Source organism: Pseudogemmobacter faecipullorum (assembly GCF_020539525.1).
Taxonomy (GTDB): Bacteria; Pseudomonadota; Alphaproteobacteria; order Rhodobacterales; family Rhodobacteraceae; genus Pseudogemmobacter; species Pseudogemmobacter faecipullorum.
This window is the reverse complement of the sequence record NZ_JACDXX010000001.1, coordinates 70,725-91,737: the sequence shown is the minus strand read 5'-3', so window position 1 is coordinate 91,737 and position 21,013 is coordinate 70,725. Positions and strand designations below refer to the sequence as shown.

The 21,013-nt window shown below is 64.8% G+C and carries 19 protein-coding genes; 10 read left to right on the top strand and 9 right to left on the bottom strand.

The window, feature by feature from the left end; translation table 11 throughout:
• Position 1 precedes the first annotated feature (1 nt).
• The 3 genes from tolQ to H0485_RS00410 all read right to left on the bottom strand — a co-directional run bounded on the left by tolQ (position 2) and on the right by H0485_RS00410 (position 1,900).
• Entirely contained in the window at positions 2–697 is a 696-nt protein-coding gene (tolQ, locus tag H0485_RS00420) for a protein TolQ (protein ID WP_226933343.1), read from the bottom strand.
• 176 nt (positions 698–873) lie between these two features.
• Complete coding sequence (gene ybgC / locus H0485_RS00415) at positions 874–1,266, bottom strand: tol-pal system-associated acyl-CoA thioesterase (RefSeq protein WP_226933342.1); 393 nt, start codon at positions 1,264–1,266, stop codon at positions 874–876.
• Positions 1,259–1,900, bottom strand: coding sequence for a DUF2927 domain-containing protein (locus H0485_RS00410; RefSeq protein ID WP_226933341.1), 642 nt, complete (start codon positions 1,898–1,900; stop codon positions 1,259–1,261). The genes ybgC and H0485_RS00410 overlap by 8 nt, the downstream gene beginning before the upstream one ends.
• 155 nt (positions 1,901–2,055) lie before the next feature.
• On the opposite strand from H0485_RS00410, the gene H0485_RS00405 reads away from it, so the two are divergent.
• The 3 genes from H0485_RS00405 to H0485_RS00395 all read left to right on the top strand — a co-directional run bounded on the left by H0485_RS00405 (position 2,056) and on the right by H0485_RS00395 (position 4,886).
• The gene (locus H0485_RS00405) at positions 2,056–2,868 is read left to right on the top strand and encodes a TIGR00282 family metallophosphoesterase (protein WP_226933340.1); all 813 of its coding nucleotides are present in this window, start codon (positions 2,056–2,058) and stop codon (positions 2,866–2,868) included.
• A 118-nt stretch (positions 2,869–2,986) separates the two neighbouring features.
• On the top strand, positions 2,987–3,727 hold the full coding sequence (locus H0485_RS00400; RefSeq protein ID WP_226933339.1) for a YebC/PmpR family DNA-binding transcriptional regulator: 741 nt from the start codon (positions 2,987–2,989) through the stop codon (positions 3,725–3,727).
• A 223-nt stretch (positions 3,728–3,950) separates the two neighbouring features.
• Positions 3,951–4,886 carry a lysophospholipid acyltransferase family protein gene (locus H0485_RS00395; RefSeq protein ID WP_226933338.1) on the top strand — a complete coding sequence of 312 codons (936 nt, stop codon included), beginning with the start codon at positions 3,951–3,953 and terminating at the stop codon, positions 4,884–4,886.
• Here the strand turns inward: H0485_RS00395 and H0485_RS00390 are convergent.
• Positions 4,869–5,765 (bottom strand): LysR family transcriptional regulator ArgP, encoded by an 897-nt coding sequence (locus tag H0485_RS00390; protein WP_226933337.1) that lies wholly within the window; start codon positions 5,763–5,765, stop codon positions 4,869–4,871. The two genes, H0485_RS00395 and H0485_RS00390, sit on opposite strands and share 18 nt — an antisense overlap.
• A 153-nt stretch (positions 5,766–5,918) precedes the next feature.
• On the opposite strand from H0485_RS00390, the gene H0485_RS00385 reads away from it, so the two are divergent.
• The 3 genes from H0485_RS00385 to H0485_RS00375 all read left to right on the top strand — a co-directional run bounded on the left by H0485_RS00385 (position 5,919) and on the right by H0485_RS00375 (position 8,641).
• Entirely contained in the window at positions 5,919–6,521 is a 603-nt protein-coding gene (locus H0485_RS00385) for a LysE/ArgO family amino acid transporter (RefSeq protein WP_226933336.1), read from the top strand.
• Between the two features lie 22 nt (positions 6,522–6,543).
• A complete protein-coding gene (locus tag H0485_RS00380) occupies positions 6,544–7,458 on the top strand; it encodes a DMT family transporter (protein WP_226933335.1) in 915 nt (304 codons plus the stop codon).
• Between the two features lie 133 nt (positions 7,459–7,591).
• Positions 7,592–8,641 (top strand): DUF2793 domain-containing protein, encoded by a 1,050-nt coding sequence (locus H0485_RS00375; RefSeq protein WP_226933334.1) that lies wholly within the window; start codon positions 7,592–7,594, stop codon positions 8,639–8,641.
• A 10-nt stretch (positions 8,642–8,651) separates the two neighbouring features.
• On the opposite strand, the gene H0485_RS00370 is transcribed toward H0485_RS00375, so the two are convergent.
• Positions 8,652–9,674 (bottom strand): glycosyltransferase, encoded by a 1,023-nt coding sequence (locus H0485_RS00370; protein WP_226933333.1) that lies wholly within the window; start codon positions 9,672–9,674, stop codon positions 8,652–8,654.
• An 87-nt stretch (positions 9,675–9,761) separates the two neighbouring features.
• On the opposite strand from H0485_RS00370, the gene H0485_RS00365 reads away from it, so the two are divergent.
• Complete coding sequence (locus tag H0485_RS00365) at positions 9,762–12,941, top strand: calcium-binding protein (RefSeq protein WP_226933332.1); 3,180 nt, start codon at positions 9,762–9,764, stop codon at positions 12,939–12,941.
• Between the two features lie 181 nt (positions 12,942–13,122).
• On the top strand, positions 13,123–14,175 hold the full coding sequence (locus H0485_RS00360) for an alpha-2,8-polysialyltransferase family protein (RefSeq protein ID WP_226933331.1): 1,053 nt from the start codon (positions 13,123–13,125) through the stop codon (positions 14,173–14,175).
• 15 nt (positions 14,176–14,190) lie between these two features.
• Here the strand turns inward: H0485_RS00360 and H0485_RS00355 are convergent, their stop codons facing one another.
• From H0485_RS00355 to H0485_RS00345, 3 genes are all read right to left on the bottom strand, one after another.
• Entirely contained in the window at positions 14,191–14,850 is a 660-nt protein-coding gene (locus H0485_RS00355) for an ABC transporter ATP-binding protein (RefSeq protein ID WP_226933330.1), read from the bottom strand.
• A gap of 11 nt (positions 14,851–14,861) precedes the next feature.
• Positions 14,862–16,241 carry a KpsE/RkpR family capsule polysaccharide export protein gene (locus H0485_RS00350; protein ID WP_226933329.1) on the bottom strand — a complete coding sequence of 460 codons (1,380 nt, stop codon included), beginning with the start codon at positions 16,239–16,241 and terminating at the stop codon, positions 14,862–14,864.
• A 193-nt stretch (positions 16,242–16,434) separates the two neighbouring features.
• On the bottom strand, positions 16,435–17,259 hold the full coding sequence (locus tag H0485_RS00345; RefSeq protein WP_226933328.1) for an ABC transporter permease: 825 nt from the start codon (positions 17,257–17,259) through the stop codon (positions 16,435–16,437).
• 173 nt (positions 17,260–17,432) lie between these two features.
• On the opposite strand from H0485_RS00345, the gene H0485_RS00340 reads away from it, so the two are divergent.
• Positions 17,433–18,641, top strand: coding sequence for a hypothetical protein (locus H0485_RS00340; protein ID WP_226933327.1), 1,209 nt, complete (start codon positions 17,433–17,435; stop codon positions 18,639–18,641).
• On the opposite strand, the gene H0485_RS00335 is transcribed toward H0485_RS00340, so the two are convergent.
• Complete coding sequence (locus H0485_RS00335) at positions 18,635–19,549, bottom strand: GNAT family N-acetyltransferase (protein ID WP_226933326.1); 915 nt, start codon at positions 19,547–19,549, stop codon at positions 18,635–18,637. The genes H0485_RS00340 and H0485_RS00335 overlap by 7 nt on opposite strands.
• 272 nt (positions 19,550–19,821) lie before the next feature.
• Here H0485_RS00335 and H0485_RS00330 point away from each other — a divergent pair, with 272 nt between their 5' ends.
• Positions 19,822–21,012, top strand: coding sequence for an aminotransferase class I/II-fold pyridoxal phosphate-dependent enzyme (locus H0485_RS00330; protein ID WP_226933325.1), 1,191 nt, complete (start codon positions 19,822–19,824; stop codon positions 21,010–21,012).
• Position 21,013: the final 1 nt, after the last annotated feature.

Sequence of the window (21,013 nt, the reverse complement as noted above, 5' to 3'; positions counted from 1 at the left end):
CTCAGCTGTCCAGCTGGCGCGACAGGATGGTCGCAAATTCATCGGCAAAGCTCTCGTAATTGCCCTGGATCTGCTCGCTGTCGGCATTGAGCTTGTTATAGGCCACCACGGCAGGAATAGCGGCGATCAGGCCGATGCCGGTGGCCAGCAGCGCCTCGGCAATGCCCGGGGCCACAACCGCCAGCGAGGTGTTCTGCGAGATCGCAATTTCCTCGAATGAGTGTTTGATGCCCCAGATCGTGCCGAACAGACCAATGAAAGGCGCGACCGAGCCGGTGGTGGCGAGGAAGGACAGGCCCTTGTTCAGTCGCTCGCTTTCGCGGGCGATGGCCACATCCATGGCGCGGTCGATCCGGGCCTGGGCCCCGGCGATCAGCGCGCCATCCTGCTTATGGCTGCGGCGCCATTCCAGCATACCGGCCGAGAAAATCTGCTCGGAAGCGCCCTGGGGTTCCGGCCCGATCCGCTCATAAAGTTCATCAAGCGGCTCACCTGACCAGAAGGCGCGGTCAAACTCGGCGGCCTCGGCGCGGGATTTGCGGAACAGGATATGTTTCTGGAAGATGATCGCCCATGACCAGAAGGACATGACGATCAGCATAATCATCACCAGCTTAACGGTGAAAGTGGCGCGCGCAAAAAGCGCCAGCAGCGAGAAGTCAAGCTCCTGCGCCATCGCGAGGGTTTGGGTATCCATTTAGCCTGCTCGTTTGTATCGCCGGTCAGTTTCGCCGGTCGTTAGCGCTGATTCTATCAGTGATACAAGGAGAATGCCAACACATCTTGGAGAGCGGCGAGTGACCGCTGACAAGATCTTGTAGCCTGGCAAAGCTTTGCCCAGACAGGTGGTAAAGTCCGCTTTCCGCCGGTGCTTCAGCCCTGGTTCAGCAGAGTGCGGATCGCGGATGGCAGCCGGGCCGGGGCCCCGGCCTCGCTGAGGCAGGCGAGGGTGATTTTGGCATCAAACAGCAGCTCGGTGCCGCGCAGAACCTGCTGGCTGAGCGTGATCCGCGCCCCGGTGACAGCATCAGCCCGGGTGGTCACGGTCAGATCCTCGCCAAAACGGGCCGGGCGCAGGTAATCGGCCTCGACCCGGCGCACCGCGAAGACGATGCCCTGGCTGGCTTTCAGCCCCATCTGATCAATTCCGCAACCGCGCACCCATTCGCTGCGGCCGCGTTCGATGAATTTCAGATAATTCGCGTAATAGACGATGCCCGCGAGGTCGGTATCCTCGTAATAGACCCGGACCGCAAATTCATGCATTCGTGCCGCCCTCGGCCGCCGCAAGCCGGGCGGCAAGGCGCAGCGCATGGCTCGGATCGCTGGCGCTCGCGGGCAGGGCCGGATCATAGGCCACCCGGATCAGCGTGGCGAGGTCGGGGCGCAGGAAGATATCGCCTTCGGGCGTGCGGGCCAGCGGTGCGATTTTGAAGAAAGCGCCTTCGCCCCAGGTCAGCATGGCCTCGGCCGCCTGAACCAGCGCCAGATCGGCAGCGGGCATTTCCGCCAGATGCTCATCCATCCGCAGGAAGGTGAAGACCGCGCGGATCGCTCCGGCCTCGTCAAAGCGGAACACCCGGTACTGATTGGCCCCCTGATCGGCAAGCCGGGCACAGAGCGGCGCCAGATCGGGGATCACCCGGTCGAGATCGGGCACTCCGGTCAGCTCGGCCCAGTCGCGGAAGAAGAAGAGCATGAAATTCGCGCCAAGCTCGGGATCGGTCTCGGCGGTGGGCAGACGGGCAATCCGGGCGAGGGCCTCAATTGCCCCCTTTACCGTGGCCAGGGTGGCATCATCGGTGCCGAAGACCACCGGCGCCACCGGGCGGGCCCAGCGGGCGCAGAGGAACTGCCCATCGGGGCGGGTGAAAAGGCTCTGGATCAGATCTGGGGTCATGGGGCCTGACTAGCGGATCCCGGGCGCTGGCTCAACTGCCCGGCAGGCCTGGCAGCGGCCCGGGGCGGGTCAAGATGCGGATTTTGCCGTACCGGGCGGAAAACCGGCCGCTGGCGGGGTTGAAGCCCGGGGGCGGGGGGAATAAGGCAAATCCCATGAAACTGCTTTTTCTTGGCGATGTGATGGGGCGTGCGGGGCGGACGGCGATTGCCAGTGTGCTGCCGAAGCTGCGCGCGGATTGGGGTCTCGATTTCGTCGTGGTCAATGGCGAGAATGCGACCGGGGGCATGGGGCTTTCCGCCGAACATGCCAAAGGCATCCTCGCGGCCGGGGCCGATGTGGTGACGCTTGGTGATCATGCTTTCGATCAGAAAGACATGGCGCAGTTCCTTGAGGAAGAGCCGAGGATCATCCGTCCGCTGAATTATTCGCGGATCGCACCGGGTAAAGGCGCGCGGGTCTTCAATGCTCCGAACGGCAAAAAAGTGCTGGTGGCGCAGGTGCTGGGCCGGGTGTTTATGAAACAGCCCTTTGATGATCCCTTCTCGGCGATTGACCCGGTGCTCAAGACGCATCGTCTGGGCGTCAGTGTTCAGGCGGCGATTATTGATGTTCATGCTGAGGCCACTTCCGAGAAAATGGGCATGGGGCACTGGTGTGATGGCCAGGCCAGCCTGGTGGTCGGCACCCATACCCATGTGCCGACCGGTGATGCCCAGATCCTGAAGGGCGGCACCGCCTATCTGTCAGATGCCGGAATGTGCGGCGATTATGACAGCGTGATCGGCATGGAAAAGCTTGAGCCGATGCGCCGCTTCATCACCGGCATGTCGAAATCACGCTTTGAGCCGGCCGGGGGCGAGGCGACCCTTTCGGGGGTCTATGTCGAGACCGATGACAATACCGGCCTCGCAAAACGCGTGGTCATGGTGCGTCAGGGCGGCCGGCTGCAGCAATCGGGCCCCTGATCCGGGCCAAAACGTAACAATATACCTGCAGGGGAGGGTGAGACTTCCCCTGGCCTTGCCCGCAGCACTGCTAAGGGTGTATGGAACCCGGGTATCAAAATGGGATAATGAGTGCCCCATGGCAGGCCATTCGAAATGGGCGAACATCCAGCACCGCAAGGGCAAGCAGGATGGTATCCGCTCGAAAATGTTCTCGAAACTCTCGAAAGAGATCACCGTCGCCGCAAAGATGGGCGATCCTGACCCCGATAAAAACCCGCGTCTGCGTCTGGCAGTAAAAGCTGCGAAAGCGGTTTCTATGCCGAAAGACGTGATCGACCGCGCGATCAAAAAATCGCAGATGGGCGATGCGGCAGATTATACCGAAATCCGCTATGAAGGTTACGGTGCCGGTGGGATTGCGATCATCGTTGAGGCGCTGACCGATAACCTCAACCGCACCGCCTCGAACGTGCGCAGCTATTTCACCAAGGCTGGCGGCAATATGGGCCAGACCGGCTCGGTCTCGCACAGCTTTGACCGCCTGGGTGAGATTTCCTATCCGCTGAGCGCAGGTGATGCGGACACGGTGATGATGGCGGCGATTGAGGCCGGGGCCGAGGATGTCGAGACCGATGAAGATGGTCACTACATCTATTGCCCGATTGAGGATCTGTCGGCGGTCTCGGATGCGCTGGAAGCCAGCCTCGGGGAATCGACCGAGGCCAAGCTGATCTGGCGTCCGCAGTCGCGCACCGAGGTTGACCTCGACACCGCGCAGAAACTGATGCGGCTGATCGATCTGCTGGAAGAGGATGACGATGTGCAGACCGTCACCCATAATTTCGACGTGCCCGAGGATGTCGCGGCGCAGCTCTGAGCCGCGCCCGGGCTTGGGCCCGCGCTCCTCTGATGAGTTCAGGAAAACCCCCGGCTCCGGCCGGGGGTTTTCTTTTGCCCTGAGGCAGGCCCTGCCTCTCCCTTGGCGTTGTCCCTGTCGTGGCTGCTGTCATTGGCCTGTCATGCAGAGCTGGCAGTCAGATGCCGGAGAGCGGCGGTGGTGGCACCGCGCGCCCCGGCACAGGCTGACAGCGGAGAGAGATATGGGGCAGATGCTGCGCGAAGAGGCGGTGGTGGGCCTGCCGGTACCGGGCCTGCCGGTGGCGGGGGATACCGGCCTGCCGGAGGCGCCGGTCTTCAGCTATTCCCATCCTGAGCAAAGCCCGATTCGCCGCAGGCTGATCCGTATCGCCGAGCGGCTCTCAGGCCAGGGCCGGATCGAAAAGCTTTACCGCAGCTGGCGGGCAGACCCCGGGCGCGACCGCCGGGCGCCGCTTTTTGCCGAAGCGGTGCGGCTGCTCGGGCTGCAGCTTGAATTCACCCGTGGTGATGCGAGGCTGATCCCGAAAACCGGCGGGCTGCTGGTGATCGCCAATCATCCTTTCGGCATTGCTGATGGTCTGGCGCTCGGGGATCTGATCACCCGGGTGCGGCCCGATGTGAAAATCATGGTCCATGCGGCGCTCTGTCAGGCCCCGGAGGCCCGGTCCCTGCTCTTGCCGGTCGATTTCAGCACCGGGGCAGCGGCGCGCCGCGCTTCGGCTGAAACCCGCAAAGCGGCCGCCGACTGGCTCGATCAGGGCCATGTGCTGGTGATCTTTCCGGCAGGTGGCGTGGCGACTGCGCCGAGGCCCCTGGCCCGCCATGCCGCCGATCCGGCCTGGCATCCTTTCGTTACCCGGCTGGCGCTGCGGGCCGGGGTCAGGGTGCTGCCGGTCTGGTTCCATGGCCAGAATTCGCGCCTGTTCCAGATCGTCAGCCATTATTCCTATCCTTTGCGGGTGGCGCTGATCTTCCGCGAAACGCTGAAACGGGCGAAAAAGCCGCTGAAGCTGGCGGTGGGTCAGCCGGTAGAGATCGATCCCGGGATGAAAGCCGGGCTGGCCGGTGAGCTGCGCCGCCTGACCTATGGGCTGGCGGGCAGGACAGGGCCGAAAGCCGATGTCGAATTTCGCTTTCCCTCACGTATCCGCTTCTGAGGGCGTGATCAGCGCGGTTGCGGCGGCGCGGCGGATTTCGCGGCTCAATGGTTTCAGCGCCGGAGCCGCCAGCCGGGTGACCTGCCAGTAAAGCGCAATATCGGTATAGCTGCCCGGGATCAGTTCGCAGAGCCTGCCGCGGGCCAGGGCCTCGCGGATCAGCCCTTCGGGATTCATCCCCCAGCCCATGCCGAGGAGGCAGGCGGCGACAAAGCCTTCGGCTGAGGCCAGGCGATGGCCGCGCAGCCCGGATGGCGGCAGCAGGCCCTGCTGGCTGGCCCAGAGATGCTGCAGCCGGTCGGCTTCGGAAAAGATCAGGCAGGGGGCGCGGCTCAGGCTGTCCCGGCTGACCCCGGCGCTGAAATGGCGGGCGAGAAAGGCCGGGCTGGCGGTGGCGCGGTAGCGCAAAGCCCCGAGTGGCGTGCTGTCACAGCCCTGCAGCGGACCGGGATCCGAGGTGATGGCGGCGCTGACCTCGCCCTGACGCAGATGCTCATGCGCGACATCCTGATCGGCAATCACCAGATCAAACAGCAATCCCGGCACCGCGGCGAGGGCGGGCAGCAGCCAGGTGGCGAGGCTGTCGGCATTGACCGCAATCCGCAGCGGCAGGGCCCTATCCCCGAGACCGGGCAGATCGGCGCTGAGCTGGCGCTCCATCAGCCGGATCGCCTCAAAATGCCGGATCAGCTTTTGCCCGGCTGGGGTGGCGATACAGGGCTGGCCGCGGCGGATCAGCAAAGTGCCGACCCTTTCCTCCAGCGCCCGGATGCGCTGCGAGATCGCCGAAGGCGTCACCGCCAGATCGGCGGCGGCCAGATCAAAGGCACCGCGGTGATGCACGGCGGCAAGGGCGGCAAGCTGTGCAGGATCAAGCATGGGGTCAGATTAGCAAAACTGGTGTCACGTGAAACAGTTTAATTTGATTAACTATGCGCAGGGCGTCAGAAGCGGAAGCTGAACAGAGGGGGGCCTTCTGCCCCCCTGATCCCCTGGGGCTATTTTCAGCAGGGGAAGCGGGAGGGGCGCATTTTGGCTGAGGCGATTTTTGCCGGATATTTCACGGCGTTAAGCCTGATCCTCGCCATAGGCGCGCAAAATGCTTTCGTGCTGCGCCAGGGGCTGCGGCGCGAGCATATCGGATCGGTGGTGGCGATCTGTGCCCTGTCGGATGCGCTGCTGATCGGCGCGGGGGTGGCGGGCTTTGGCGCGCTTTCGCGTGCCGTGCCCTGGCTTGGATCGCTGATGCTCTGGGGCGGCGTGGCCTTCCTTGTGGTCTATGGCGCGCAAAGGCTGAGGGCGGCGATGCGGGGCGGTGAGGCGCTGTTGCCTTCCGGCGGCAAAAGCGCCCCGCGCCGTCAGGTGGTGCTGAGCTGCCTGATGCTGACCTGGGCCAATCCGCATGTCTATCTCGACACCCTGGTGCTGATCGGCTCGGTCTCGGCGCAATATCCCGGCCAGGCCTGGGCCTTTGGCACTGCCGCCGCACTGGGCTCGCTGAGCTTTTTCACCGCGCTCGGCTATGGCGCGCGGCTGCTGGCACCGCTGTTCGCCCGGCCGGTGGCCTGGGTCTGGCTCGAGGCGGGGACCGGATTGCTGATGTGGGGCATCGCGGCGGGGCTTGCCTTTTCCTGAGCGCTCACCTCTGGTGCGCGCCATGTGGGAAAAGACAGCGCATAGGCCGTTTGCCGGCATTCTGTGGATGGTGATCTCGGGCCTTGCGATGGTCGGGGTGAACGGGGTGGTAAAGGCGGTGGGCACCTCGCTGCCCGCGCCTCAGGCGGCGTTTCTGCGCTATGCTTTCGGCGCGCTGATCTTTCTGCCCTTGCTGCCGCAGCTGATGCGCAGCCAGTATCCGCGCCGCATCTGGGTGATGTTCGCCCTGCGCGGGCTGGTGACGGTGCTGGCGGTGACGCTGTGGTTTTACGCTATGGCCCGGCTGCCGGTGGCCGAGGTCTCGGCGATCGGCTTTCTTAATCCGGTGATCGTGCTGATCCTTGGCGGGCTCTTGCTGGGCGAGGGGGTGACGCCGGGGCGAATGATGGTGGCGCTGGTGGCCTTTCTTGGCGCTATGGTGGTGCTGCGGCCCGGGCTGCGCGAGATCAGTTCCGGTCATCTGGCCCAGTTCGGTGCAGCCATTTCTTTCGCTATCGCCTATATCATCGCCAAACGCATGAGTGACAGCGTGCCCGCCGGGGTGATTGTCGCCATGATGACCTTTGCCACCGCCCCCGGGCTTGGCCTGCTGGCCTGGCCGGTCTGGCAGCGCCCCGAGCTCTGGCAGCTGGTCTGGCTGGCGGCAGGGGCGGGTTTTGCCACCCTTGGCCATTATGCCATGACCCGCGCCTTTGCCGCCGCGCCGCTGGCGGTGACCCAGCCGGTGACCTTCCTGCAGATCCTCTGGGCAGCGCTGCTGGGCATGGTGGTCTTCGGCGAGGCCTTTGACCCCTGGGTGATCCTGGGCGGGGCGATGATCATCGGCGCGATCAGCGTGAATATCCGGCGCGAGGCCTCGGCCCGGCGGGTGATCCGCCGCGCCGATGGGGCGGGCACCGGCGGCCCGGTGAGCTGAGCCTGTTGCCGCTCTGGGGCGGGCAGCGTGCGCCGGGCCAGGAGGGGCGTAAGCACAATGCCCTCAGCCTCACGCGGGAAGGGCAGGAGGCGCATCAGCCACCGCCCCGCCCTGGTCCCGTGCGGAGGATTTCATGTCTGACACCACCGATATTCTGGAGCTGCCGCTGATCCTGCCGGCCCAGGCGCAGAAACATGTCACCCATAATGAAGCTTTGCTTCTGCTGGATGCCCTGGTGCAGCTGGCGGTGGCGGATCGTGACCGCAGCGCCCCGCCTGCGCTGCCGGTGGCCGGCGATCGCCATATCGTCGCCGCCGGGGCCACCGGGCTCTGGGCCGGGCAGGAGGGGCAGCTGGCGGTGATGACTGCGGCCGGCTGGCAGTTCCTTGCGCCCCGGCCCGGCTGGCAGGCCTATCTGCTGAGCGAGGCGCGGCTGGCGGTCTATGACGGCCTGTCCTGGGTCACGCCGGATCAGACGGCAGGAAGCTTTGCCCGGCTCGGCATCTCGGCCACGGCAGATGCGGTGAACCGGCTTGCCCTGGCCTCGCCTGCGGTGCTGATGAGCCATGCCGGGGCGGGAATGCAGCTGAAGCTGAACAAGGCCTCTGCCGCCGAGACCGGCAGCCTGCTGTTTCAGACCGGCTGGTCGGGCCGGGCCGAAATGGGCTGCACCGGCAGCGATGATTTCGCAGTGAAGGTCAGTGCCGATGGCAGCGCCTGGCAGGTGGCGCTGGCGCTTGGCGCGGCGACGGGCATTGCCGATTTTCCCCAGGGGCTCCGGGTGGCGGGCAGCCCGGTCTGCAGCCGCGCCAGCCTGGTCGGCACTGTGACGCAAAGCGCGGGCCTGCCGACAGGCGCGGTGCTGGAACGCGGCTCAAATGCCAGCGGCAGCTGGCTGCGTCTCGCGGATGGCACGCAGATCTGCTGGCATCACGGCTTTTCGGTCGCGAATGTCAGCACGGCGCTGGGCGCGGGCTTTACCTCGCCTGCGGTCAGCTGGAGCTATCCGCAGTCCTTCCTCGCCGGATCGGCGCCGGTGGTCAGCGGCCTGGCGGATGGCGTCGATTGCTGGCTGGCCGCGGCCGCCCCTTCGGCCAGCAGTGCCAGCCTGCGTGTGCTGTCTTTCCTGTCGAAAGCCGGCAGCCAGGCGTTGCGCGTCATGGCGGTCGGACGCTGGATCTGAGGCGCGAGGTTCAGATCCGGCCGAACAGCGCGGCGAGCGACATCATCCGGTCTCCGGCCTTTGAGCTGCGCCTGACACCCAGCGCCTGGAGACGGCGCGCCCTGGCCAGGCCCTTTGGCGGCAGGGCCAGGAAAGCATCGAGCTGCCCCTGAGCCGCAGCGGTCAGCAGGCTGCGCCGTGACTGCAGCGCCCCGGCATGGGCACGGATGGTCTCGCCCCATTCACCGCGCAGCACCATCTGCAACCGGCGCAAGGCTGCGCCCGGGCCATTGACCACGCCCAGCGTATTGCTGCTGTGCTGGCGGTAGATCACCGTGGGCAGCGGATCGAGGATCAGCTGCGCCCCGGCCCCGGCCAGCAGCTGATAGAGCCACCAGTCATGCCAGATCACTCCCGGCGGACAGCCCGCGCTGCGCGCCAGGGCCAGGGCCGGGGCGTTCAGCATCATCGAATGGCCGGCGAACAGGTTCTGCGCCAGTGCCGGGGCAAAGCCCGGGGCGACCGTGCCGCTGGTCGAGCGCTTCATCAGCTTCAGCGCACCATCCGCGATCAGGCTCTCGGCCGAATAGAGCACCGGGGCGGAGGGATCGGGGGCCGCGGCCATGCGGCGCAGGCCGCGCGCCAGCTTGCCCTTCAGCCAGACATCATCCTGATCCGCCAGTGCCAGGATGCCCTGGGGCAGCTCAGGATGGCAGAGCGCCGAGAGGAAATTCATCCCCGCGCCCTGCTGCGGTCCCTGTACGATCTGCACCGGATACTGCCGGGCAAAATCCTGCAGGATTCCGAGCGTTCTGTCGCCCGATCCGTCATCAGTGATGAACAACTGCCAGTTGCGATGGCTTTGTGCGGCAAAGCTGTCGAGCTGGGCCTGCAGATGCCGCTCGCCATTATAGGTGGCCATAAGGATGGTGACCGGCGCCGAGGGCCCGGCCGGGCTCTCGGTGGCACCAGTCGTCCTGCAGGGATCCTGACTTCGCCAGGCCCGGCAGGGCAGAGCGGCAGCGATGCCTGGTTTGTCTGTACTTACTCGCATTCTACTTTAACGCCCCTTTTCCGCCACAGAGCGCTCACAGCACCACACCCTTAGCCGGGGAAACTCACTATAGGGAAAAGGTGTGACATGTTCCGGTTCAGCTGGATAGAGACTTTTACCGAGGCGCCGCTCCATATGCTCTCGGGGATCGAAGATCTGTTGATCCTGCAGGCCCCGGGTGGCGGATTTATGCTCTATAGCCTCACCCGGGCGGGCGGTGGCGTGCTGGCGCTGCAGATCGACGGCCCGCTGCGGCTCAGCGGCAGCTATGATATCCGCTCCTCTGGTGGCCTCTCCGCCGGGCCGGAGCTGGCGGCGCTGAGCCTCAATGGCGCGCAGATGCTGCTGGTCTCCGGCCTCGGGCCGGGCGGGCTGAGTTTCTACCAGCTGCGCGACAGCGGCACCCTGCGCAGCAATGTCCTGCCCCCTGCCGGCGGCGGCATCAGCTTCTCCGCCAGTGCGAGCCTGGCGCTGGGTGGTGAAAATTTCTGCTACGGATCTGCAACCGGAGCGGGTATGCTGCAGGCCTGGCGGCTCGGCAACAGCGGCGAGCTGACGGCACTGCCCGGGCTGCGGCTGGGGCCGGATGTCGCAGATCAGATCAATATCACGGCAATTGAGCCGCTCAGCTATGACGGCCGCAATTATCTGATCGTTTTATCGCAGACCGCCGCCCGGATCCATCTGATCGCGCTGGAGGATGATGGCCGCCCGCGCGAAAGCGCCGCCATCGGTGCGGCTGAGGGGCTTGGCATCGCCTCGCCCGAGGTGGTGCGGCAGGTCACGGCCCATGGCGGGACCTGGCTGGTGGCCGGTTCCTCCGGCAGTTCCTCGATCAGCCTGATCCGCCTGACCGCCAGCGGTGGGATGGAGGCTGCCGATCACATCATCGATACGCTGAACACCCGGTTTCAGGCCTTGCGGGCACTGGAGGTTGTGGTGCTGCAGGAGCGCGCTTTCATCCTGGCGGGGGGGGCGGATCAGGGGCTCAATCTGTTTGAGATCCTGCCTGGCGGGCGGCTGGTGCTGATGGCGGAGCTGACCGGCGAGGGCCTGGTCGCGCCCGGGGCCATCAGCGCAATCAGCCTGCGGCTGCAGAGCGGGCAGCTCGAAATTTTCCTCGCCGGAGAGGGCAGCGGCATCACCCGGCTTGGCCTTGACCTTTCGGCCATCGCTCTGCCGCAGCGCGGTGGTGAGGGTGCGGACCGGCTGAACGGCACCGCGCTTGATGATCTGCTGACCGGCGGGGCGGGCAATGACACGCTTTCGGGGGGCGAGGGCAGTGATGTGCTGACCGACGGGCCGGGCGAGGATCGGCTGACCGGAGGCGGTGGCGCGGATCTTTTCGTGCTCAGCGCGGATGGCATGGCGGATGTGATCACCGATTTTCAGCCCGGTCTCGACCGGCTCGATCTGACGGGCTGGTCCGGGCTGCGTGATTTTTCTGCGGTTGAGTTTCTGGCCACGCCCAGCGGTGCCGTGCTGTGGTTCGGGGCCGAGCGTCTTGAAATTTTCAGCGCGAATGGGCTGCCGCTCAGCCGCGAAGAGCTGCGCCTCGCCACGCTCACCGGGCTCTGGCACAGCCTGCCCCTGCCCTTAGTGGACCAGGGCACGATCTTCGGCACCCCTGGGCCGGATCTTTTGCGCGGCGGGGCAGAGAGCGACACGATTGAGGGGATGGGCGGCAATGATACGCTGATCGGCGGGGCGGGAAATGACTGGCTTTATGGCGGAGAGGGTAATGACGTGCTGCGCGGCGGCGCCGGGGCCGATCTGCTGCAGGGTGGTGAGGGGCGGGACCGGGCCTGCTATGAAGATGCGTCTGCGGCGCTGCGGGCCGATCTGCTGCTGCCTGTTGCGAATACCGGTTTCGCGCTCGGGGACAGCTATCTGAGCATCGAGGATCTGGCGGGATCGCCCTTTGGCGACACGCTGCTCGGCGATGGGGGAGGCAACAGGATCCGGGGCGAGGCCGGGGCAGATCAGCTCTGGGGCCGGGCGGGCAATGACAGCCTCTATGGTGGTGCCGGAGAGGATATATTGCTGGGCGGGGCAGGCGCGGATCTGCTGGATGGTGGAAATGGCCGCGACCGGGTGCAGTATAACGACGCCCCTGCCGGGCTGCGGGCCGATCTGCAGCTTACGGCCGGGAATACCGGATATGCTGCCGGGGACAGATACGTCAGTATCGAGGATCTCTGTGGCACCCGCTTTGGCGATACGCTTCTGGGCGATGCGGCGGGGAATGTGATCTGGGGCGACGCTGGCAATGACCAGATCTGGGGCCGGGCGGGCAATGACACGCTGATCGGCGGCGAGGGTGATGATACATTGCTGGGCGGGGCAGGCGCGGATCTGCTCCATGGCGGCAATGGCCGCGACCGGGTGCAGTATAATGACGCAACTGCCGGTCTGCGGGCCGATTTGCAGCTTCCGGCCGGGAATACCGGTTATGCCGCCGGGGACAGCTACGTCAGTATTGAGGATCTCTATGGCACCCGCTTTGGCGATACGCTTCTGGGCGATGCGGTGGGGAATGTGATCTGGGGCGATGCCGGCAATGATCAGATCTGGGGCCGGGCGGGCAATGACACGCTGATCGGCGGCGAGGGTGATGATATATTGCTGGGCGGGGCGGGGGCGGATCTGCTCCATGGCGGCAATGGCCGCGACCGGGTGCAGTATAATGACGCAATTGCCGGTCTGCGGGCCGATCTGCAGGCCCCGGCCGGGAATACCGGTTATGCCGCCGGGGACAGCTACGTCAGTATCGAGGATCTCTATGGCACCCGCTTTGGCGATACGCTTCTGGGCGATGCGGCGGGGAATGTGATCTGGGGCGACGCTGGCCATGATCAGATCTGGGGCCGGGCGGGTAATGACACACTGATCGGCGGCGATGGCAATGACACGCTGATCGGTGGCGCTGGTCTCGATCTGCTGGCCGGAGGGGCGGGGGCGGATGTCTTCGTGTTTGATACCGCCCCCGGCGCGAATAATATCGACCGTATTCAGGATTTCAGGCCGGGGGAGGATCAGATCCGGCTGGTCTGTGCTGCATACCCTGGTCTGAGGCCAGGCAGCCTCTCCTTTGCTGCCTTTGACACAGCTGCGCTGGCGACGACGCCAGAGCATCGCCTGCTCTATGACCCTGTGACGGGCCAGCTGCTCTGGGATGCCAATGGCAATGCGGCGGGCGGGGGGACGCTGATCGCGGTTCTGTCGCCCGGTCTCAGTCTGACTGCAGCGGATTTCTGGCTGATCTGACGCGCTTTTGCCCCAGGGGGAAAGATTTTGCCGCTTCCTCCCGCCTGGAGGGAGCCATTTGCCAATGAAGTTATTGTCGGGTGATGCGAGATCCGTTAGCCCTGTCTTCACCAGATCGCGATTCCAGGTTCAAAGGCCGTGTGCCGCCTGAGCTTTTCAGCACTTTTCGTCAGATGGTGGAATGATGAAGGCTGTTGCAACCGCGCCGGATCTTTACCTCGCGCCCAGTTCGCGCCCTTTGCTGTTTTCTTACATTTCAGCCCTGCTCAGCGGTCATGCGGCCGAAATCGTCTATATGAACGATTACGCACCGCTGCCCGAAGAGGTGCGGCTCGGGCTGATCCGGGCCTTTCCCGATATTCATCTTTCGGTGCGCCGCGACAGTGACTGTATCGAGGAATTCGCCACTTTGCCGCGCTGGATGCCCGCGCTGCTGCGGCGCAATTTTGCCCCCGGGGCCTCGGGTCTGCTGGCCGGCCCGGCGGACCGGCCGCCGGAATGGCTAGGCCCAGGCTACCGCAATGCCTATATCTATGTCACCGGCCCCTTCATGATGAAGACGCTGCGGCGGCGGTGCCAGAGCATCATCCTGCGCGAAGAGGGGCTGGGCAATTACCACAGCCAGCAGATCCCGCCGGTCAAGGCCCTGGCCCGGGCGGCGCGCGGCCTGTCGCCCTTCCGGCAATGGATGGGCGAAGAGGACTGGGTGGACCGCATCGAGATCGCCCGGCCCGAGGCGCTGCCCCCCGGGCTGCGCCGCAAGGCCGCGCCGCGCCAGGTCTTTGCCATGATGGAGCAATTGCCCGATGCCGCCGCGCGCCGGCTGGTTCAGGCCTTCTGGCCCGGCCCGGCTTTTGGCGGCCTGCCCATGCGCAGTGCGCTGATCCTGTCGCAGCCGCTTGCCGGTATGGGCATGATGTCCGCGCCGGAGGCGGAGCGGCTTTATGCTGAAATGGCCGGGATGCTGAGGCAGGCCGGATATTCGGTGATGTTTAAGACCCATCCCCAGGAGCGGGCCCGGCGCGAGGGCGCCTTGCCCGGCTTCTTCCCGATTGAGGCCTGGCGCTGGCTGCATCCCGAGAAATTTGATCTGGCGGTCGCGCTCTGCTCGGCCGCGCTGGATGAGGTGGGATCGATGTTCAGCCGCGATCAGCTGCAGCTCTGCTCGCCGCGCGAATTTGGCCGCAACCAGGTCTCGGGCTGGCGTAGCCGGCTCGAGCGCGCGCTTTCCTGATCCCGGAGCGGCACCTCAGAGCGCCATATTTTCCTCATGCATCCGGATCGCCTCTTCGAGATCATCGAAGTAATGCAGCCGGCCGTTCTCCAGCACCGCGCCGCTCTGGCAGAATTCCCGGATCTGCGGCATGGAATGGCTGACGAAAATCGCCCCTGCGGTCTGCATCCGGGCGAGAAAGTAGCGTTTGCTCTTTTCGCGGAACGCGGCATCACCGACGCTGGTCACCTCATCCACCAGATAGGTGTCAAAGGGGATGCCGATGGAAACGCCAAAGGCGAGGCGCGATTTCATCCCGGCGGAATAGGTGCGCACGGGAGAGGTGAAATGGTCCCCAAGCTCGGCAAATTCAGCCACATGGGCGATCAGCTCGTCTGAATCGACCCCATAGGTCCGGGCAATGAAGCGGGTATTCTGTGCCCCGGTCAGATCCCCATGGAACGAGCCGGAAAAGCCCACCGGCCAGGACACGGTGCCGCGCACCACGATGCGGCCACTGCCGGGGCGTACCTTGCCGGAGATCATCTCCATCAGCGTTGATTTCCCGGCGCCGTTGCGCCCGAGCAGCGCGACCGCGACGCCGGAGGGGAAGACTGCGCTGATATTCTGCGCCACCACCTTTCGCGCCCCGCCCGGGGTGCGAAAGGATTTGCTGAGGTTTTCGAGGCGGATCATATCGCTCTGGCTCAGTTCCGGTCGCGGACCGCGTAGAACACAAGCGTCATGATCGCCCAGCTGAGGAAGGCAAAGAATGCCACCCCGGCAAGGATAAAGCCGTTGCGGGGATATTCAGCCGATTGCGCCAGGCTGGGCTGGATATGGGTGGCGAGATAGCGGGTCTGCCGCTTTGCCTCGGCCAGGGCCAGCTCCTGCTGACGCAGCGCCGCCACATAGAGCGCTTCGGCAAATTCCCGTTCCACCGTCAGCCGCTCATATTCACCGGCGATGGTGGCATAGCTTTCCTCGCCGTCGCTATAGCCAATCTTCTGGCGCTCTTCGGCAATGCGGTCGCGGATGGCCTGGATCCGGCGCTCGGACTGGGTCAGGCGCGGGTCGCTCGCGGTGGTGGAATTCTGCAGCAGATCAAGCTCGACCAGCGCCGTTGCCAGCTGCTGCTGCAGCGTCGCGATGATCCCCGACTGCCCGGCCAGATCGGTGGCGATATCGACGATCTGATTGCGGATGCGGAAATCGGTCACCGCCTCCCGCGCGATCTTCACCTGGTCGAGCGCGCGTGACAGATCCTCTCCGGCGTAGCGTAAAGCATCCTCCCGGGCGACGGCTGAGAGGTTATTGATCATCACCGTGCTTTCCTCATGCACGATTTCGGCGATTTTTTGGGCATCTTCAGCGCTGAAGGCCAGAATTTCCAGCTCCAGAATACCGCTCGCGCTTTCATGCGAGACATGCACCATCCGGCGCCAGTAATCGGTGAGGTGCTCGATGGTGCTGCCATCGGCATCATAGGTGAAAAGCGAATCATAGCGTCCGTTGCCACGGAAGGTCTTGCCCAGATCTATCCGGGCATCGACACGCGACACCATTTCCTGGCTGAGGATGAAATTCTTCAGAATTTCACTGTCGGACGAGGCCGAGCCGCCGAGCAGCGCGCCAAAGCCGCCGAGCAGCTCGGATGCGGCCGGGGAATGCGCCTCTGAGCGCACGGTAAAGGCCATGCGTGAGGCATATTGCGGCGTGGCGATCAGCAGCAGGTAGCATAGTGTGGCCAGCACCGGCAGCACCACGATGATGCCAAAGGAGATGGCCAGCCTGCGGTGACGGGGTCTGAGCCGTGCCGGAGGGGCAGGGGGCGGCACCGGGCGCGCGCCTGGCAGCTGGACCGGCGGCACAGCGACCGGTACCGGGCGCGGTCCGGGCGGCGCGGGCATCACCGGAGGTGCTGCTTTGGGGCCCGCGACCCCGGGGGGCCGGGCCGGCGTGTCGCGGATCGGCGTCACCTGGGGGGGATGCAGCGGCGCTGCCGCTGCCGGCAGGGGCTTTGGCGCCACGCCGGAAGGCGCAGTTCTGGCAGGTCCGGGCGGTGTGGCACCCTGAGCAGTCGTCACGATTTAAGCACTCCCTCTGCAATGCCGCATAGCGACAACCCCGACCGGGGCCTGCGGCTCCCCTTGCGGAGCGGCGAGACCAGGTTCGGGGCAAAGGCCCAGCCCGCGAAAGAGTTGCGCGCGCAGGGGCTGACACTGCGCTGCTCCAGTAAAACCCGGGCGGGCCTGGTTTTCTGCATCACAAGCGCCATGCTTAGCGCTCCAGTGCGATTTTGTGCCATTTTCGCATCACCAGCAGGCCCATGGTCAGCAGCACCATCGTGACGCCGAACACATAGGGCAGCGAGATAAAATCCGGATCATAGCCCGAGTAGAAGCCGGATCTGAATTCCGAGATCGCCTGGAGCAGCGGGTTCCACCACAGGAAATCCTGTGCGACCGACGGCATGGAATCGAACAGAAACAACACGCCCGAGGCGAGAAAAATCGGCCGGTTGATGATATTCCACAAGGTGGGCCAGATCGGGACCAACCCCGCCAGCAGACCATTGATCAGCCCGATGCCGGTGGCGCCGATCACAATCATGCCAAGCCCGGTCAGCATGGGGGCGAAATCCAGAAGCATCTGATCACGGCCCAGCCAGATCAGGGTGGAGAGTACGATAAACATCACTGTTAGATCGGTGATCACCGCCAGAGCGAGCCGGGCGATCACCGCGTCAATCCAGACCACCCTTGGGTAATTCAGCAGGGGCAGCGAATAGCGCAGCGCCAGCTGCACCTTGGTCGAGATCGACAGATACATGCTGAAGGGCAGAAAACCTGTGGCGAAGAACAGCAGGAAATCCGAGCCAAGCGGTGGTTTGTGAATGAAAAGCGAGAAGCCGAGGGCGAAGATGGCAATCGTGCCGATTGGCTCCAGCACGGCCCAGACATAGCCACCGGGATTGCGCCCATAGGTCGCGACCATCTCGCGCAGCATGAGGGCGCCGATCGAGCGCAGCGCCGGAAAGCTCGCAGGTTTCAGCCCGGACAGGGGCCGGTTCATGGGCAGAATGGGGGACGAAGGATCACGCATTAACAGGTCTGACGCTCACGGGGCAGCCTTGGAACTCTGCTATTGATGCGCCAAAGTCGCGATTCATGCAAATTATTCGCCGGGACTGCGCCGGGTTTCGCCGGTCCACATGGACCTCGGGGTCTGGTTCGGGCAGATCTGGGGCGAAATCCCTGAGGGAGAGAGAGTATCTGTTGCCCGGGCTGAAGGCGATCTGGCAAAAACTGCGGCGCGAGGGGCTGGCGGGTCTGGGGGCCCGGCTGCGCTATCGCAGGGCCCCTGGTCTTGCGCTGGGCGGAGTGCGTCCGGTGCAGCTGCCTTTGCGGCTGAGGGATGGATCCGGCGTGCTGGAACAGGCTTTGCGCGAGACAAGGCTTGCGGCCTGTTTTGCCGCCGAAGGGGCCCTGCTGATCACAGATCCCGACCCGCAGCAGGGCCATGCGGCAGCAGCGGCGCTGTTTACCCGCCCCGATTACCTTACGGCATTTCTTTCTGGTCAGGATGCCCCCCTGCCGGGACTGATGCTGCTGGTGCCGGATGCGGCGAGCCTGAAGCTGGCCCGGGCCGCGGGCTATCACCTGGATCAGGTGATGCTGGTGGCGGTGAATGATGGTCCGGCGGCGCTGGGCGCGGGGCTGCTGCGCTGGCTGGTGGCGGCGCAGGCGCTCGATCCGGCAGATCTGGCCCCGGAGCTTTTCCCCGAGCTGGCCGCGCTGCAGCCTGGCGCGGCCTTCGGCCAGGGTCTGTGTCTCAGCCTGCCCGAATCGCCCGAGCGGCGGGCCGGTTTCAGGGCGCTCAGCCTCGCTGGCCTGCGGTTTTTCCCGGGCCTGCGGCAGGGGCCTGGCTGGCAGGGCGCGGCGCAGAGCTATGCGCTGATCGCGCGCGGCGCGCTGGCGCGTGGCGCGGTGCCGCTGACGCTCTGCGAGGATGATCTGCAGCCCTGCCCCGGTTTTCAGCAGCGGCTGAGGGCGGCTGAGGCGGTTCTGGCGGCGCGTCCGGACTGGGATGTGTTCTCGGGTCTGATCAGTGATCTGGCCCCGGGGGCAAAGGTCAGCGAGGTGATCGCTTTGCCCGGGCAGAAGCTGGTCTTTCTCAATTTCACCACCGGCATGGTGTTCAATATCTGCCGTGAAAGCGCGCTGCAGCATCTCGCCGCCTGGTCGCCCGGGCGGGGGGGGATCCGCGAGAATTCAATCGATACCTGGCTTGGCCAGATGCCGGGACTGCGGGTCGCGACCACCCTGCCATTCCTTGCCGGTCACAATTCAGAGCAGCGCTCGACGATCTTTGGCTTTTCCAACCGGCGCTATGACGCGCTGATCCGGCACAGCGAGGCCCGGCTGGCGCAGCTGGTCGGGGATTTCGAGGCGCAGGCCGGCGGGCCTCAGCGCCGTGATCAGTAAAGATCTGAATCGATCATATCGAGCTTCCAGCTCTGCGCCGTGGTCAGGCGCCTGTCCCCGGCGGGAAAGCTGCGCCCGCCGAAATTGGTCACCATGCCAAGCGGCAGAAAACCGGCGCGTTCCAGCGCCACGCGCTCGGGACGATGCGCAAGGCTCCATGCGTTCAGCAGCTTGCCGCCCAGGGCCTGGACCGCCGCCAGACAGGCCTCCGTCAGCCGGGCAAGGCTGCCGGGATCGGCGGCCTCCAGCAGCACCAGATCATAGGCCCCGTCTTTCCAGGGCTTGATCACCGCATAGCCGCTGCCGTCCTCGGGCGTGAGATGGGTGTAGCGGCTTTGCGGATTGTCATCGGTGCGCCAGGCGTGGAAGGCGCGGGCGCGATCAGCCCGGACCGGGGCCGCGGCACGGGCAAGGCTGTCATATTGCGCGGGGATCCTGTCAGACAGCGAGACTGCGACGCTGGCAAATTTCTCTCCGGGGCTGATCGGGCGCTGCAGCGTCGGAATATCGGCAATGCCCTCCCAGCCCAGCTTGCGGCGGCGGGTGACATTCACATTGCGGTTGGGAAAGCCCCAGCAGCCGATCAGGCCGCGCTGGCGCTGCTCTTCATAAAGCGCAAGGCCGGTGCGTTCGAGCAGCCCCTGGCCGCGAAAATCCGCATGGGTCATCGTGGTCATCGACAGCGCCGAGAGCTGCGGCTCGCCGTCAATCAGCAAAGGCGCATAGCTGGCGGCATAATGCGCGGCCAGCCGGTCCCCCTCCCAGGCGAGCATGATCATCGGCGGTCCGGCCGGGTGATCGTGATAGCGCCATTTCCAGAAGCTCTCGCTCATGGCGCTGCCGAAAACCGCTTCGAACAGGGCGCGGATGGCGATCTCATCGCCGGGCTTCCAGGGTCTGATCTCCAAAGCCGGGTTCCTTACTGCAGGGGAGAGCTGAGTCTAGGGCCAGTGTCTGAACCGGACAAGCCTGGCCCTGCCGCTCAGGCAAAACCGGGCAGAAAAACGACGAAACGTTCAGAAAAAATCAACAGGTGACAGGGTTTCGCCTGGTCCCGAGAAATCCGCATCTGCTGGCTGTTCACCCCAGGCAACCGCTGCTAAGCTCATTCACAGGCTGCCTATCCAATGTTCCGGGCAGCCTGAAGTAACGATCATTTTTTCGGCCCTGAGGATTTTAGATGTCCATAGCGCTGGCTGTACCGAACCTTCTCGGGAATGAAGGCCAATATCTGCAAGAGTGCATCAGCACTACATTTGTATCATCTGTCGGGCCATTCGTTGACCGCTTTGCCGCTCAGCTGAGCAGCGAAAGCGGGGCGGTGGATTCTGCCGTGCTCTGCTCGGGGACCGTGGCGCTGCAGATGGCGCTGGAGGGGCTGGGGATAGGGGCCGGGGATCTGGTGCTCTGTCCGACGCTGTCTTTCATCGCCACGGCAAATGCCATTCATCACAGCGGCGCACGCCCCTGGTTCATCGACTGCGCGGCGCAGGACTGGCTGATCGATCTGGACAGTCTGGAAGCCGAGATCGAGGCGAAGACCGAGCTGCTGGCGGGGGGGATCCGCATTCACCGCGCGACCGGGCTTCGCCTGCGGGCGATCATGCCGGTGATGATCATGGGCGCGAGCCTGGATTTTGACCGCCTGATGCAGATCGCCGGGCGCTATGATCTGCGGGTGGTGGTTGATGCGGCAGCAGCGATCGGGGCCAGGGCTTCGGGCGGGCGCAGGCTCTGCGAGACCGGAGTGGATGCGGTCTGCTATTCTTTCAACGGCAATAAAACCATCACCTGTGGCGGCGGCGGCGCGGTCTCATCGGCGAATGAGTCGCTGATCGCGCGGATCCGGCACATGACCACGACCGGGCGGGTCGGGCGCGATTATGATCATGATATCGCGGGCTATAATTTCCGCATGACCAATGTGCAGGCGGCGATTGGCGTGGCACAGATGGAGCGGCTGGAGCAATTCCTGGCGCGTAAGGCCGCGCTGGCCCAGGCCTATGCCGGTCTGGCGGCGCGCTTTGATCAGCTTTCACCTTTCCCGACCCCGGCCGGGGGGCGCAGTACGCATTGGTTCTCGGGTTTCTGGTTGTCGGATCCGGGACTGAGCGATCAGGAGGCGGCGGAACTTTCAAAGGGATTTCGTCAGCATATGGTGGCCGCGGGCATTGATCTGCGGCTGTTCTGGAAGCCCCTGCACCTGCAGGAAGCGCATCGCGGTGCCCCTGCCGGACGGCTGGATATTGCCGAAGCACTCTGGCAGCGCATCTACCCGCTTCCCTGCTCCACTCATTTGACTGAAGAGGAGCTGGAACAGGTTTTGGCGGCCGCAGAGTGTTTTTGGCGGGCGCCGGTAAAGGGTAAATAAC